Genomic DNA, 15,836 nt, shown 5'->3' with positions numbered 1-15,836 from the left:
CATAAATCATAAATTATGAGAAAATTAATAGTTAGTATTGTTTTAGTTTTTCTTGCTGTGCAAAACTCTTCTGCACAACAAGATGCTCAATACACTCAATATATGTATAATACTATTGCCATTAACCCTGCTTACGCAGGGTCTAGAGGCGTATTTAGTATTGCTGCCTTGCATAGATCGCAATGGGTAGGACTAGACGGTGCGCCCACAACACAAACCCTTAACTTTAACACTCCTGTTTCTAGAAGAGTCGGACTTGGACTATCGGTTGTACACGATGAAATTGGGAATGGTACAAATCAAGATACTTATGTAGATGCTGCCTTCTCATACACTGTTCCCACTAGCGATCTAGGCAAACTATCTTTTGGACTTAAAGCGGGTGGACATTTTTTAAACCTTGACTTTTCTAAACTTGCAAACTACAGACAAGAGTCTACTCCTACTGGATATAATGATATTGATAAAAAATTCTCTCCCAATTTTGGAGCGGGTATTTATTATCATACAAATAAATTCTATGCAGGACTATCTGTGCCTAACTTTTTAGAAACTGAACATTTTGATAATTCTGGTGGACAAAACAGCTCTTTTGTTGCTGTCGAACGTATGAACTGGTATTTAATTACGGGTTATGTGTTTGAGCTAAATAGAGACTTAAAACTTAAACCAGCAGCGCTTATTAAAGCTGTTAAAGGGGCGCCTTTACAGGCAGATTTATCTGCTACTTTTTTACTTAGAGATAAGTTTAGCTTTGGAGCCGCTTATCGTTGGGATGCTGCCCTAAGTGCCCTGGTTGGATTTCAACTTAGCGAGCAACTTATGTTAGGACTTGCCTACGATAAAGAAACTACTGATCTTGGAAACACTTCTTTTAATGATGGGTCTTTTGAGGTATTTTTAAGATACGAACTTAAGTCTAGATACAAAAAAGTAATTACCCCTAGATTCTTCTAAAAAAACAAAACAAATGAAATTTAAATACATAACACTTGCCTTTTTGTTTTGTTGTGCACTCACTAATGCACAGTCTAAAAAACAACAAAGAGCAGATGATAAGTTTGAAAGCTACCAATATGCGGAGGCTATTGATGTATACCAAAGGTTAATTGATCTTGGATACAGCTCTGAAACTATTTACAGAAAACTTGCTAACTCTAATTACCTTAATGCTAGGTATGAGAATGCTGCTAAATGGTATGAAAAACTAGTAAATCTTCAAGATGCGAACGTAGATCCTGAAGAGGTATACAAATATGCATTATCACTAAAGTCTATTGGTGAATATCAAAAATCTGATACTTGGATGCGTAAGTTTGATCAAATTAAACAGTACGACTCTAGAGCTACCTTGTTTGAAAATAACACCAATTACTTACAAGTAATTGAAAAAAACTCTGGGCGTTACAATCTAAAAAACCTAGAGATAAACTCTAGTGTGTCTGAGTTTTCTCCGGCTTATTATAATGATAAACTAGTATTCTCTTCAGCTAGAGATACTGGTACTGTGCGCAATTCTATTCACCAGTGGAACAACCAACCCTTTTTAAACCTGTATGCTGCACAAATTAATGAAGAAGGAACTCCTTTTAACGCAGATAAATTAGACCGTAAACTAAATAAAAAAACACACGAGTCTTCGGCTGTTTTTACTAAAGATGGTAACACTATGTATTTTACCAGAAACAACTCTGATAACGGAAGGTTTGCCCGCGATAAAGATGGCGTTAGTAGACTTAAATTATACAGAGCTACAAAAGTTGGTGACCAATGGAAAAAAATCACAGAATTACCTTTTAATGGTGATGAGTATTCCGTAGCACACCCTGCCCTATCGCCAAATGAAACTAAATTATATTTTGCTTCGGATATGCCTGGTACGCGTGGAATGTCTGACTTGTATGTGGTAGATATTATTGCTGATGGAACCTTTAGTGCTCCTCTAAATCTTGGTAATAAAATTAACACAGAATCTAGAGAAACGTTTCCGTTTGTATCTAAAAATAACATCTTGTATTTTGCCTCTGATGGGCACCCTGGACTTGGTGGGTTAGATATTTTTGCTACACAAATTACTGATAACTTTAACGATTCTTACATCTTAAATATTGGTAAACCCCTAAACAGTAAACAAGATGATTTCTCTTTTATTTTTGATGAAGACTCTCAAAAAGGATTCTTTGCCTCTAACCGTGATGGTGGTAAAGGATATGATGATATTTATAGCTTTGTTCAAACCAAAGAACTAAACCTTAATTGCTACAATACAATTACAGGTACTGCTGTTAATCTTAAAACAGGTGCTAGTATTGCAGACGCTGCTGTGCAAGTAAAAGACAAAGAAAACACTTTGGTTTTTGAAACTAAAACTGATAAAAAAGGAAACTTTACAATTGATGATATTTGCTGGGAGGATACCTATACCCTACTGGGACAAAAAATAGAGTTTGAAAACGGAACTACCTCTTTTGCTATAGAACGTAATAAAGAACTAGATCCTGTTATTGTAAAATTAAATCCTATTAAAAGGGCTGCCCCTATTGGTACAGATTTAACTAAGTACTTAAAATTAGATCCTATTTATTTTGACCTTGATAAATCGTTTATTAGGATTGATGGGCAAATTACAATGCAACAAGTATTTGCATACCTTAAAGAGTATCCAGAAGTGGTTATTGAAGTTCGCTCACATACTGATGCTAGAGCTACTACTGCTTACAACCAAGCATTATCTAACAGAAGAGCCAAAGAAACGGTAAAGTATTTATTAGACAATGGTATTGCGCCTGAGCGTGTGTCAGGTAAAGGTTTTGGGGAATCTCAACTAACAAACAACTGCGATTCTAATAGCAAATGCTCAGAAGAACAACACCAACAAAATAGAAGATCTGAGTTTATTGTAATTAAAAACTAAAACATAAAACAAATAAAAAGAGGAAGCTAAAGCTTCCTCTTTTTTTATAATAAACATTTATTGTTTATTTATTCTCTATCCCTTTAAATATAAAATCTGTTAACTGCTTTTCTATCTCTATTGGGTTTACTTTTATATCATCATTGGTTATCATACTAAACAACCATCGCATTGATGAAAAAAACATAAATGTAGCAAACTCACCATCCATAGGTCTTAAAGAACCCTCAGATATACCCTCGTTTATAATTCCACGAACAGTATTCATATAACTTTCTCTTTTTGCTTTAAACTCTTCTAGCTTTTCTCCTTTTAAGTTACGCCATTCATATACAAAAAGTGCTACCTCATAAGGTTTAGCTATAGCATATTGAGAGTGTTTAGAAATTACAAATTTTAACTTCTCTATAGGTGAATACGAGGATTCTACTATATTATTTAAGTATATAGTAAATTCTTCTAAAGTACCAAAAATATAATTTTCTAATAAAGCTTCTTTAGAATCTATGTAATTGTACACATTAGCAACTTCAAAATTTAACTCATGCGCAATATCACGCATTGTAGTTGCCTTAAATCCTTTTTCACTTATTAGCTTAAGTGTCTTTTCAAAAAATAATTCCTTTTTTGTAATCTTTTTCATAGTAAATAGGTTGTTAATATGGGGGGTGATTATTTAATAATAATCACAAAATTATATTATGGCTCAAAGATATGAACATACGTTAACTAAACAAGAGTTGCTATGTTAAAAAAAAGTTTAAAAAACCGTAAAATTAGTCCATTAAAAAAACAACTAATAACCAAAATGTTAAGGTTAAAAAAAATACAGAACGGTACAGTGAAAAAATTAAAGATTGATAAGCAAAACATTTATTAGCTTTTTAAGCTTTATTAAAAGCCAAAAGTGGCGTATTTTTGCAGTATATTATAGACTTCCAAAAAATGCAGAAAACATTTCTAAAAACAGCAAAAATATCTTTAATACTCGTTTACCTTGTAATTATAGCTGGTGCAGTAGTAAGGATGACAGGTAGTGGAATGGGGTGTCCAGACTGGCCAAAATGTTTTGGGCAGTACATACCTCCAACAGACATAGCAGAGTTACAATGGCAACCTTTTTCTTTTTTTAAAAAAGGGGAAGTTATTATTGTAGATAAAACATTACAAATAGCTAGTAAAGATTTTACATCTAAAGCACAGTTTAGCTCAAATAATTGGGATGCTTACACAAAACATAACTATGCTACTTTTAATGCAACACATACTTGGATAGAATATATTAATAGACTTTTTGGTGCTTTGGCTGGTTTAGCCACTCTTATTTTAGCCTTTTTATCATTTAAGTATTGGAAAACAAGGAAAATAGTAACCTTATTATCTTGGGCTATAGTTTTTGCTATGGGTTTTCAGGCTTGGCTTGGAGCTACTGTAGTGTATTCAGTTTTAAACCCTGTAAAAATAACTGTACATATGGTAATGGCATTGGCTATTGTTGCTATGCTATTGTATTTAATATATACTGTAAAAAGAACATCGAGCTTAATTGCTAAAGACAAAAAAACAAAACAATTAATTATTGTTGCTTTGGTGTTAACTTTAATACAAATAGTTTTAGGTACACAAGTTAGGCAAATGGTAGATGACCAAGTAGATATAGTAGGTGAAACTGCTAAAAATCTTTGGTTAGATAATGTAACTATTACATTTTATGTACACAGATCATTTTCTATAATAGTAACATTATTAAATATTTTTATTTTTTTTAGAATTAGTAAATTAAAATTAAACCTTACTAAAATAAAGTGGGTTTTACTACTATTAGTATTAGAGATTGCTACCGGTGTTGCTATGAATTATGTTGATTTTCCATTTGGTAGTCAAACACTTCACTTAGTTTTAGCCTCTATCCTATTTGGTGTGCAATTTTATATGGTATTAGAACTAGTAAATACAAGTAAAAGAGATAAAACTTTGTAACTTTGCAACCCGCAAAATTTAAAAAATGATTTATAAAATAAGAATTATCTTAGATGCTAAGGATGATGTATTCCGAGATTTAGAAATTGAAGATAGCAACACACTAGAAGATTTGCATAATGCTATTACGCAGGCTTTTGGTTTTTTAGGAAGCGAAATGGCATCTTTTTATACTTGTGATGAAGATTGGAACCAAGATGAAGAAATAGCTCTGTTTGATATGAGTGAAAGCGGTTCTGAAGTTAAGCTAATGAACGAAACTTTTTTAGAAGATATACTTACAGAGAAAACACCTAAATTAATTTATGTGTATGACTTTTTAAGTATGTGGACTTTCTTTGTTGAACTTGCTGATATTGTTGAAAGTGACGATGGCACAACATACCCTAATGTTTTATTTAGCTTTGGAGAATTACCAGACAGTCCTCCTGAAAAGAATTTTGAAGCTGAAAATCCTGAAGCTGAAAATTTTGATGAAGATTATAAAGATGACTTAGGAAGCTACGAAGATTTAGATTTTGACGAAAATTGGAACTAGGTTTCTAAAACAAAAAGCATACTTTTACTATAACTAATTATAAAACTATATACCATTGATAAATTTATATTCTACTCAAATAGAAAGTATTTCTATACACCGTGTTGGTAATAAAAATAAAGGCGAAGGCGCGTTTTTATCTAACCAACCATTTTCTTTAAATGATGAGACTACTGGTCTTTTAAAAGAGTACTTTTTTAAACCATTTAGAGAAAAAGAAGAAAACTATTTTAAGTTTACAAACGAGGTAGATGTAGAGTTTAATGAAATATATAAATTAGCCGTAGAAATTTTTGAAGCTCCAGAAAGCTGTCATTCTGTTTCTAAAAAAATAGCTACACACCTTTTTGAGCAGTCCAATCATCCGCATATTAAAAGTGGAGAGCTTTATGTAACTCACCTAACAGATGTATTACTAGATAATAAAAAAATAGATGCTATTGGTATATTTAAAAGCGAGCTTAAGCACGATTTTCTACAGCTAATAGAAGATGGTGAAAATATAGATATTAATATTTTACAAGGAATAAACATTAACAAGCTAGATAAAGGTTGTATTGTTTTTAATTCTCATAAAGAAGAAGGTTACAAAGTTTTGTCTGTAGATAGTAACCGTTATGATACAAAGTATTGGTTAGAAAACTTTTTAGGGGTTGATGCTCTTGCTGATGAAACATTTTACACTAAAAATTATTTAAAATTTTGTCAAAACTTTGCAAAGGATGTTGTTTTACCTGCTGAAGACAAGCAGCAAGAAGTTTTATTTATGAATAAAGCTGTAAACCACTTTGCAAAAAACGATAACTTTGAAGAAACTGAATTCCTGAATGAGGTAATGGAAAACCCTGAGTTAATACCAGAGTTTAAACATTACAAGGAAGAAAAAGGACCTAAATTTAGCGTAGAAGACGTATCTAACTTTAATATAGCTAACAAAGCCGTTTCTGATGTTCGTAAAAAAATTAAAAATGTTATTAATTTAGACACAAATATTCAGATAAAAATGGACTTTATAAACCCTGAGTCTGCAGAAAAATTTGTAGAAAAAGGTTGGGATGAAGAGCGTCAAATGTACTATTACTTAGTTTATTTTAATAAAGAAGAAAAAAACTAAAACTAGCAAATAAGTAGTTTTAGCTTATTATTTATATCTAATGGAGCATAAGATTAATCTATTTTAATCCTATTCTCCATTATTTGTTTCATACTCACATCTTCGTAATTTCGCTTAACAAAATCCAATGCCAAATCTAAAACTCTTCCCATCTTTCTGCATTTTTTAAATTGCATATCTAATGTCAATTCATAAATTTCTTTTCGTAAAAGTTTTATGTTTTCTGGAGTAGAAATTGTGTCCTTTTTACAAATATTTCTAAGTTTTTTTATTCTATTACCAGAACTTTTTATTCGTTTTGCTACTATAGAACGTTCTTCTAATTTATACTGATCTACAGAACTTATTAATAGTTTTTTACGCACCAACTCTACCATCTGAAAGTTTTCTTTAAAGAACTGTGGTCTGTAAACTTTTAATTTCCCTTCAAAACATTGCTGATCAAAATCTATTGCTCTAATACGATAAACAACTTGGTCAAAATCATGTACAGGTACAATTACATAGTTGTAAGACCTCATATCTCCTAAAAGTCTAATCATACAACGCTCATTAAACTTTACAAACTCTTTTGCTAGCTGCGCTTTTTCAGACTCACTACAGTTTGGTAACATATCTTTTATAAAAACATCTCCTGGAATGCCAGATATATGCTCTTCTATTAAAGTATCTTTATATACTAAAAAGTTAAGATTATAAGGTGATAACATATGCTCTAGTTCTAATCCATAAATTCTAGATGCATCAGTTTTTTTAATATAAAAATATGTAAAGTTATCATTCAAAATATTACGCACTTTTATTCTAAAAGGCTTAGAGTTTCCAAAGGTGCAAAAATCCACAGCATCCACATTTAAGTACTGTATTATATTATCTCCTCCATCAGAAAGTAATATCGAATATACTTTTTTTAAGCTTAAATCTATCTCTGCTCTATCAAACTCAGAGTAGTAAACACGTACCCATAAGGTATCGTTATCATCTGAATCATAGACAACTACAGAACCAGAAAAACGTAATAAATCTTCATAAAAAATAGGAATCTCCATTTTTCTATTATAATGTTCCAAATAGGCATCTAACTGGCTATTAACCGGATATGCAGGTTTCTTTTTAGACATTAATTTCTCTTCCGACATTTTATATTTCGTTTTTAATAAAAATAAGTAAATAGTTGAGATAAAAAAGGAAAAAAATATATTTATTAACTACCAATTTTAACATATTACAACAATAAGTTGTAGCTATACAACATAAATTTAGATAATCATTGTAGTATTTGTTCTTTTACAATATTCTATAAAAATAAAAATGAACAACATTAAATCTATAAAAAAATTTAGCATACTGCTATTTTTAATATTTAACTATTTTGGTTACGCTCAATTAAGTGATTTACATTATCTGCCACCTTTAAAACAAGGAGGAAATAATCAAGCTGTTAGAGAGCAGGTTGTATATTTATCTACTCCAGAAACTACAGCTTTTACTGTAAACGTTTACCAAGGTACTATTGCCGCTCCAATAGCAACTTTAACAGTTTCTAATACAGCTCCTGCAACTTATAATTTACCAAATGGAGATAATAATATTACATTAGTAAAAAATGCTAACACTGGGGTTGTATTAACACAAAGTGGCTTACGCTTTGAGTCCCCTGGTGGAGAAAAGTTTTATATAAATTATAGAGGTAGTTCTAGTTCTCAATCCACATCACTTACTAGTAAAGGTAGGCAAGCAATGGGACAAATTTTTAAGTGGGGAGGTATACCTAACAGAGGAAAGCATAATAGCTTAACTAATGCACTAGGTATAATGGCTACAGAAGATAATACCGTAGTTACCTTATCTGGGTATGACCCTAATAGTGAGTTTAGACTTGGTGGTAACGCAGGTGGTATTACAGATGACACCTACCAAATTACATTAAATGAAAACGAGTCATTTGTTTTTGAAGCATACGTTAAGCAAACTACAGCAAATGTAGATGGATGGTTAGGAGCTACAATACAATCTACAAAAGATATTGTTATTAGTAATGGCGGACTTAACATTGCTGTAAGAAACAATAGTTCTAGTAGAGATGCTGCAATAGACCAACCTGTACCACAAAATAAAATAGGAAAAGAATATGTTTTTATAAGGGGTAATGGTAATAGTGAAACAGAAAAACCAATAATTATTGGTACACAAAATAGTACTGATATATTTGTAAATGGCTCTACAACACCTATTGCTACCATAAACAACGGAGATTATTTTGAAATTCCAGATAGTTATTATTCTAGTAATGCTGCTGGTGGAAATATGTTTGTAACAACATCTAAAGATGCATATGCTTATCAATCCTTAGCTGGAGACAGCTCTATAGTAACAGTAGGCTTAAACTTTGTTGCGCCAGTAAACTGTTTATTACCAGATAATTTAAATAATATTCCAGATATTAAAGATGCCGCTGGTGTTAAAATGAATGGTGGTGTAACCATTATAGCCTCTACCTCTACTCCGGATGGTAACATTAGCGTAACAGATGGTAATGGTAATGTTACATTACCAGCATCATCTGCCGTAGCTGGTTCACCTGATTGGAAAACATTTTATGTTCCTAACTTAAAAGGTAATGTTTCTGTACAATCTACAGGACCTATTGCCGTAGGTTTTTTAGGGTTTAATGGCGCAAGAGGTATTGCAGGCTATTTTTCTGGATTTGATACTGTCCCAGAAGTAGACTTACAAGTGACTGGTGGTGGCTGTTTGCCGGGCTCTATAATACAAGTTGTAGATGCGAATTTTGATGCATACCAATGGTACCAGAATGGTGTTGCTGTACCTGGAGCAATATTTTCTAGCTATACGCCTAATGAAGCTGGAGACTATTTTGTAAGAGTAACCAAAGGAGGTTGTACATATGACTCACAACCAACAGCGGCTTATTATTGCTTACCAGATATAGTTGTTAAAAAAACAGCTAATGTAAGCTCTATATTAGAAGGAGATATTTTTGAATATAAAATAACTGTTGAAAGTCTTGGTATTAACGATGTTACCAACTTAAAAATAACAGATGTTATTCCTGCTGGTTTAACCCTGTTATCAGCTAATCCAACTGTTGGTTCTTGGTCTGCTCCAGAATGGACAATAGGTACACTAACCAAAGGTGAATTAGTTTCTATAACATTAGAAGTACAAGCAGGTGAATTACCTTTTAACACAACTGTTTCATCTTACACAAACACAGTTACAAACTCTCAAGATCAGACAGATAGTAATACAACTACTGATGATATGACAGAAACTGTTACCATTAATAATAATGAAATCACAATAACAAAAGTTGCTTTACCTGCTCCAGACGGATCTTATGATTCTTTAAACGAACAAATTACGTATTTGCTAACTGTAACTAATAACGGACCAAGCACACTAACCAATGTAACTATTACAGATCCTATTGCTGATCCTGGAAGTATTAGTCCGGCAGCTGTAGCTACGTTAGCACCCTCAGAATCTACTAGCTTTACTTTAACACACGCTATAAATAATACAGAGCTAATGTCTCTTTTAGTTACTAATACCGCAACTGCGCAAGGAGAACTGCCAAATGGTTTTGTTATTTCTGATACTTCTGATGATCCTAACGAAAGTGCCAACGTAGACAATAATGGAGATGGAGAACCAGACGACCCAACTATTGTAATGCTTGGGAGGCCTAAAACTGTTATTACAAACCGTAGAATTACACATAGAGTTAAGTTAAATTAATTCATAAATAATATATTATAAAAAACAATTTGTAAGGTTTTGTAACAAATTCTTAGGTAGCTCGTCTTATGACCGTAACAATCATTAAAACCAGCTACTCTTGGAAACAATACTTACAGTAAAAAATCTCACAAAAAAATTCGGTTATTTAACCGCAGTAAAAGATTTATCTTTTACTATAGAAAAAGGAAATGTTTATGGTATTTTAGGTCCTAATGGTAGTGGTAAATCTACAACACTTGGTATTGTACTAAATGTAGTTAACAAAACTTCTGGAGATTTTAGTTGGTTTGATGGGAGCATAAATACACACCAAGCATTAAAAAGAGTTGGCGCTATTATAGAGCGACCAAATTTTTATCCATATATGACGGCCGTTCAAAACCTAAAATTAGTTTGTAAAATTAAGGAGGTAGATGAAGCTAAAATCGAAGAAAAACTAGAGTTGGTTGGACTTTTAGACCGTAAAAATAGTAAGTTTAAAACCTACTCATTGGGTATGAAACAGAGATTAGCTATTGCCTCTGCCCTTCTTAATGATCCTGAAATACTTATTTTAGACGAACCTACAAATGGTTTAGACCCACAAGGAATTCATCAAATTAGAGAAATCATAAAGGTTATTGCTGCGCAAGGAACTACAATTTTACTTGCTTCACACCTTTTAGATGAAGTAGAAAAAGTATGTAGCCACGTTGTTATTTTAAGAAAAGGAGAAAAATTATATTCGGGTCGTGTAGATGAAATGATTGCTAGTTATGGCTTTTTTGAACTAAAAGCTGAAGATAATGAAGCACTGTTATCATTTTTAAAAACAAATTCAAATTTTAGCTCTATTACTGAAGAAAACGGACTTATAACTGCAAATTTAAAAACAGAATTAAGTGCTTCACAATTAAATAAAGAGCTTTTTACTGCCGGAATAAATTTATCACACTTAGTTAAACGTAAAGAAAGCTTAGAAGAACAATTCTTAGAGCTTACTAAAAATCAATCTAACTAATCACTCCAATCAAAAAAACTAAAAAATATGTTACGTTTACTACAAATAGAATTTATAAAATTATGGAATAATAGAGCTAGTAAAGTTTTAATACTTGCTTACTTTATATTAATGATACTTATAGCTGGTATATCTATGATAAAGGTAGATTTTGGTCCTTTAAAATTTCATATTGCAGATGTTGGTATTTTCAATTTTCCATACATATGGCACTTTAACACGTTTATGGCCGCCTTTTTAAAACTCTTTTTAGCCATTGTTATAGTCTCTATGATTGCTAATGAATATAGCAACAAAACAATAAAACAAAACCTAATAGACGGCTTATCTAAAAAGGAATTAATACTCTCAAAATTTTTAACAATAGGTGTATTCTCTTTAGCATCTACTATTTTTATATTCCTTATTTCATTATTTCTGGGTTTAATTTATTCAGATTTTAATGAAGCTTCAATTATTTTTTCTGATTTAGAATATTTGGTAGCATACTTTGTAAAACTTATTGGTTTTTTCTCTTTCTGCTTTTTTGTTGCTGTATTGGTAAAACGTTCTGCTTTTGCATTAGGCTTTTTATTTATCTGGTTTATTGGAGCAGAAATTATCCCTTACACATACTTAGCATCTAAATACTCTAAAGAATTAGCAGATAATGTAACTAGCTTTTTCCCTTTTGGATCTATGTGGAGTACCATTACAGAACCTTTTAGTAGGTTAAATGTTATTAAGTCTGCAGCGCAGCAAGTTGGTGAAGATATATCTAGAGATTATAGTGTGCAACCTTTACAATTGGTAATTGTATTATGCTGGACCGCTATTTTTATATATTTATCATACGTATTACTAAAAAAGCGAGACTTGTAAGTCTCGCTTTTTTTTTCAATTTATGAGTTATAAAAAGAAAAAAGTTTAATTAAGTCTTCTTTTTTCTTCAAATTCAAATTATTCTGTTTTATAAAACTTTCCAGATCTTTTTCTTTGCTGTCAAATAAACCAATAATATCTTTTTTCTTCTTTGGCATCTTAACAGCAATATTTTCCTTGTTAGAATAATATAAAACATCATCCTCTCTCTCTAATCTTTTAGGTTCTGATTTACCATAACCAGTTTTTGCTTTATGAGCTTCATAATATTTAATTGTTTGTTTTAGTAATAAAGAAATTTTTTCTCCTTCTTTTAGTAAAAGAAAATAACCCGTTTTTTTTCCTTTATCATAATCAAACATCTTGTATACTTCATTTGTGTTAACGAAAATAATAGGTAAATCATAAAAACGAGATAAATAATAAGCATCTTTACCTCGTTGAATTTCCATTTCATCTTTATAAGCATTGTACCTTACAAAAAATGTTTTTTTATCCTTTGCTAATTTAGCTGGTCTAAAGTCATCTATTATATAACTATCTCCTTTAATATCGCCTGAAGAAGAGCTATCAAAAGATGTCACTGTCATTCTACTATACAAGTTTGTTAAATTAACATCAGAAACTTGAGCTTCTAAATGTAAAACACCTACAAACAATACTATAAATAGTGTTTTTAATTTGGTTGATTTGATTATTGATTTTCTCATAATAACTATTTTTAATAATTTAAACTACAATATAAATTTCTTACAAAAATCAACCCAATAGTATAATTAATGTATAATTTTATGTTAAAAAAAAGAGATTTATAAGTATATTTAAGCGTTTTAGAGAACGCTTTTATGAAACCAACCACAAAACTCCTTGCAATGGCTCTGCTGTTGCCCTTACTTTCTTTTGGCCAAACTCAGGCTTCTAACTGGTATTTTGGAGAAGGTGCTGGTTTGCGTTTTAATAATGATGGTAGCGTTACCGCTGTTACAGATGGTAAATTAAATACTACTGAAGGTTGTGCTACAATATCTGATGACACTGGTAATTTATTATTTTACACAGATGGCATACGAGTATATACCAAAGACCATGTTCTTATGCAAAATGGTACTGGCTTGTACGGAGACCCATCTAGTTCTCAGTCGGCATTAATTGTTCCCAACCAAAAAGACACTAATATTTTTTACATTTTTACTGTAGATACTAGTGTTATTGAAACAGATCCAGATTATGGCCTTAATTATTCTACTGTAGATATGTCTTTAGATGGAGGAAAAGGAGCTGTTACGTCTAAAAACGTTCGACTTTTAGATTATTGCTCTGAGAAAATTACAGCGGTTCTTAAAGATTGTTTTAATAAATCTGTTTGGGTAATTACCTATGCAACCAATGATGGTAGCGAGGGGGTTTTTGATACTTTTCACGCTTTTGAAGTAAATGACACTGGTGTTGTGACGACCTCTGTAAAATCTAAAGTAAATAGTTTTATAACAGACAAAAGAGGTTATTTAAAACTATCTGCAGATGGTACCAAAATGGCATCAGCTAACGTTAGTCAAGGTTTATATTTATACGATTTTAATGCAGATACTGGTGTACTGAGTAATGAACAACGTATAAACATTAATGCTCCAAATAAAGATCCATACGGTCTAGAATTTTCGCCTAACAACAAGTTGCTTTACGTACACACTTACAATGCCCAACAAGGTTTAGTCACAGAAACATCTAACCTTTTACAATACAATTTAACAGCCGCAAACATCTCTTCTAGTGAAGTTATTTTAGACAATAGAAACATTTACCGTGGCGCTTTACAATTGGCCGAAAATGGTAAAATTTACAGAACCATTGCAAACTCTTATGACCAAGGAACACAGTATTTAGGTGTTATTAACAACCCCAATCAATTAGGCACTGCAGCTGGTTACCAGCACAATGCTGTAAACTTACAAGGAAAATTAGCTACACAGGGATTACCTCCTTTTATACAGTCTTTTTTTGCTAAAGAAGATTTAGTTAAAAATACAGACGGAAGTACTAGTCCATCTTTAACTATTTGTGAAACAGATAATTTTACACTAGAAGTAGATAATTTTCCTGGAGCAACTTACGCATGGTCTTTAAACGGAGTACCAATAATAAATAATAGTAATATATTAAACATTACTAACGCAACTTTAGCAGATGCCGGAAAATATGCATTAGAAGTTACTCCAGCAGACCCATCAGAATGTCCTATAATTGGAGAAGCACAAGTAAATATTAACACATTACCTATTGCCTTAAACACTACTTTAACACAGTGCGATTTAGATAGCAATTCTACAGATGGTTTTGCTAGTTTTAATCTAGAGCAAGCTAGTTTTGATATTTCCAATGGTATTGCAGAAAATACGGTCAATTTTTACGCATCAATAACAGATCGTGATGCTAACAATCCAATTACAAACCCAATTGGTTACAGAAACACAACGGCTACTAAGCAAACCATATATACCAGTGTTACTAACGAAAACAACTGTGTTGTTTACGCAGAGTTAATTTTAGAAGTACAACCTACCACAAGCAGTTTACCAACTAGATTACCATATTATGCGTGTGATGTTAATGCTTTAGATACAGAAAAAACAGGCTCTTTTAACCTAGACGCTATAAAAACTAAAGATTACCCTGGACTGGAAGTTAGTTTTTATGCTTCTATTCAAGATGCTTCTTTAGAGTTTAATCCTATTTCTGGTGAGGATTATATTTCTACTTCGGCAACTTTATATGCCAGACTAGAAGCTAGTAATCAATGCCAAGGCGTGGAAGAAATTACTTTAATTGTACAACCAACCCCAGAAGTTGTTATTAATGACGAGTATTTTTTATGTACAGACAATCCTGTTTTAGAACTAAATGCAGAAGTTGGGTTTGATATGTACCAATGGTTAAAAATTGAAGCTAATGGCACTGAAAATTTAATTTCTAATACAGCAAACGCAACTATTACTGCTGTTGGAAACTACAGGTTAGAGGTTGGTTACAGTTACAATGGTGGTACACTAAATTGTGTTAATAGTAAAGAGTTTAAAGTTACGCCGTCTAACATAGCTGTAATTACTAATGTAGAGGTTAAGGATTTAAGTAACAACAATAGTATTAGTATTATTGTTACTGGTGATGGTGATTACGAATATGCAATTCTAAATCCACTTGGTCCATACCAAGATAGCAACACTTTTACTAATGTGCCTACAGGTATTTTAGAGGTTTTTGTTAGAGATAAAAAAGGATGCGGAACTACAGCTCCTTTTGAAGTTTCTGTAATTGGCTACCCTAAAACGTTTACACCTAACGGTGATGCTATTAATGATACTTGGCAAATTAGTGGTATTAGTTCTACTTTTTTAGCTAAAAGTGATATTTATATTTTTGATAGATACGGTGTGCTTGTTGCTAAAATAGACCCCAGTTCTAGCGGTTGGGATGGCGATAGCAAAGGGATTCCGGTTCCTGAGTCTGACTATTGGTTTAGAGCTAAACTTGAAAATGGCAGAGACTTTAACGGTCATTTTTCTTTAAAACGATAAGCTGCGCTAGGGATTGAAGCGGCACCACGTATTTGCCGATAGGCAAAACGGAGTATAGCGTAAAGCCCGCCCGAGCGCCCAAAATACATTAC

General features: G+C 31.9%; 12 protein-coding genes. 9 read left to right on the top strand and 3 right to left on the bottom strand.

All coding sequences use genetic code 11. The features are described from left to right. Positions 1–15: 15 nt before the first annotated feature. Positions 16–957, top strand: coding sequence for a PorP/SprF family type IX secretion system membrane protein (locus tag AX016_RS10445; RefSeq protein ID WP_100895553.1), 942 nt, complete (start codon positions 16–18; stop codon positions 955–957). Between the two features lie 13 nt (positions 958–970). Continuing rightward, on the top strand, positions 971–2,914 hold the full coding sequence (locus AX016_RS10440; protein WP_100895552.1) for an OmpA family protein: 1,944 nt from the start codon (positions 971–973) through the stop codon (positions 2,912–2,914). A 64-nt stretch (positions 2,915–2,978) separates the two neighbouring features. On the opposite strand, the gene AX016_RS10435 is transcribed toward AX016_RS10440, so the two are convergent. Then, positions 2,979–3,557, bottom strand: a complete 579-nt coding sequence (locus AX016_RS10435) for a TetR/AcrR family transcriptional regulator (protein WP_100895551.1) — start codon at positions 3,555–3,557, stop codon at positions 2,979–2,981. Between the two features lie 302 nt (positions 3,558–3,859). Between AX016_RS10435 and AX016_RS10430 the strand changes: the two genes are divergently transcribed. The 3 genes from AX016_RS10430 to AX016_RS10420 are packed head-to-tail and all read left to right on the top strand — an operon-like array spanning position 3,860 to position 6,546. After that, entirely contained in the window at positions 3,860–4,894 is a 1,035-nt protein-coding gene (locus AX016_RS10430; RefSeq protein WP_100895550.1) for a COX15/CtaA family protein, read from the top strand. Positions 4,895–4,919: 25 nt separating this feature from the next. Next, on the top strand, positions 4,920–5,432 hold the full coding sequence (locus AX016_RS10425; protein WP_100895549.1) for an IS1096 element passenger TnpR family protein: 513 nt from the start codon (positions 4,920–4,922) through the stop codon (positions 5,430–5,432). Between the two features lie 55 nt (positions 5,433–5,487). Further along, the gene (locus AX016_RS10420; protein WP_100895548.1) at positions 5,488–6,546 is read left to right on the top strand and encodes a nucleoid-associated protein; all 1,059 of its coding nucleotides are present in this window, start codon (positions 5,488–5,490) and stop codon (positions 6,544–6,546) included. A gap of 53 nt (positions 6,547–6,599) precedes the next feature. On the opposite strand, the gene AX016_RS10415 is transcribed toward AX016_RS10420, so the two are convergent. Next, entirely contained in the window at positions 6,600–7,685 is a 1,086-nt protein-coding gene (locus tag AX016_RS10415) for a hypothetical protein (RefSeq protein ID WP_100895547.1), read from the bottom strand. A 172-nt stretch (positions 7,686–7,857) separates the two neighbouring features. On the opposite strand from AX016_RS10415, the gene AX016_RS10410 reads away from it, so the two are divergent. From AX016_RS10410 to AX016_RS10400, 3 genes are all read left to right on the top strand, one after another. Beyond that, complete coding sequence (locus AX016_RS10410; protein ID WP_100895546.1) at positions 7,858–10,308, top strand: DUF11 domain-containing protein; 2,451 nt, start codon at positions 7,858–7,860, stop codon at positions 10,306–10,308. A 100-nt stretch (positions 10,309–10,408) separates the two neighbouring features. Continuing rightward, the gene (locus AX016_RS10405) at positions 10,409–11,311 is read left to right on the top strand and encodes an ABC transporter ATP-binding protein (protein WP_100895545.1); all 903 of its coding nucleotides are present in this window, start codon (positions 10,409–10,411) and stop codon (positions 11,309–11,311) included. A 27-nt stretch (positions 11,312–11,338) separates the two neighbouring features. Then, a complete protein-coding gene (locus AX016_RS10400) occupies positions 11,339–12,172 on the top strand; it encodes an ABC transporter permease (protein ID WP_100895544.1) in 834 nt (277 codons plus the stop codon). 20 nt (positions 12,173–12,192) lie between these two features. Here AX016_RS10400 and AX016_RS10395 read toward each other — a convergent pair whose 3' ends face one another. Continuing rightward, on the bottom strand, positions 12,193–12,882 hold the full coding sequence (locus AX016_RS10395) for a hypothetical protein (RefSeq protein WP_100895543.1): 690 nt from the start codon (positions 12,880–12,882) through the stop codon (positions 12,193–12,195). 135 nt (positions 12,883–13,017) lie between these two features. On the opposite strand from AX016_RS10395, the gene AX016_RS10390 reads away from it, so the two are divergent. Then, entirely contained in the window at positions 13,018–15,744 is a 2,727-nt protein-coding gene (locus AX016_RS10390; RefSeq protein ID WP_100895542.1) for a T9SS type B sorting domain-containing protein, read from the top strand. The last annotated feature ends 92 nt before the right edge of the window (positions 15,745–15,836 follow it).

The sequence above is a fragment of the Cellulophaga sp. RHA19 genome (assembly GCF_002813425.1).
Taxonomy (GTDB): domain Bacteria; phylum Bacteroidota; class Bacteroidia; order Flavobacteriales; family Flavobacteriaceae; genus Cellulophaga.
The sequence above is the reverse complement of the archived record's forward strand: the minus strand, read 5'-3'. Positions and strand labels throughout refer to the sequence as shown.

Excerpts from the sequence above, each read along its gene's own strand:
- AX016_RS10430 (WP_100895550.1), top strand. The coding sequence starts at position 3,860 with ATGCAGAAAACATTTCTAAAAACAGCAAAAATATCTTTAATACTCGTT.
- AX016_RS10445 (WP_100895553.1), top strand. The coding sequence starts at position 16 with ATGAGAAAATTAATAGTTAGTATTGTTTTAGTTTTTCTTGCTGTGCAA.
- AX016_RS10415 (WP_100895547.1), bottom strand. The coding sequence starts at position 7,685 with ATGTCGGAAGAGAAATTAATGTCTAAAAAGAAACCTGCATATCCGGTT.
- AX016_RS10440 (WP_100895552.1), top strand. The coding sequence starts at position 971 with ATGAAATTTAAATACATAACACTTGCCTTTTTGTTTTGTTGTGCACTC.
- AX016_RS10390 (WP_100895542.1), top strand. The coding sequence starts at position 13,018 with ATGAAACCAACCACAAAACTCCTTGCAATGGCTCTGCTGTTGCCCTTA.
- AX016_RS10400 (WP_100895544.1), top strand. The coding sequence starts at position 11,339 with ATGTTACGTTTACTACAAATAGAATTTATAAAATTATGGAATAATAGA.
- AX016_RS10395 (WP_100895543.1), bottom strand. The coding sequence starts at position 12,882 with ATGAGAAAATCAATAATCAAATCAACCAAATTAAAAACACTATTTATA.
- AX016_RS10435 (WP_100895551.1), bottom strand. The coding sequence starts at position 3,557 with ATGAAAAAGATTACAAAAAAGGAATTATTTTTTGAAAAGACACTTAAG.
- AX016_RS10410 (WP_100895546.1), top strand. The coding sequence starts at position 7,858 with ATGAACAACATTAAATCTATAAAAAAATTTAGCATACTGCTATTTTTA.
- AX016_RS10425 (WP_100895549.1), top strand. The coding sequence starts at position 4,920 with ATGATTTATAAAATAAGAATTATCTTAGATGCTAAGGATGATGTATTC.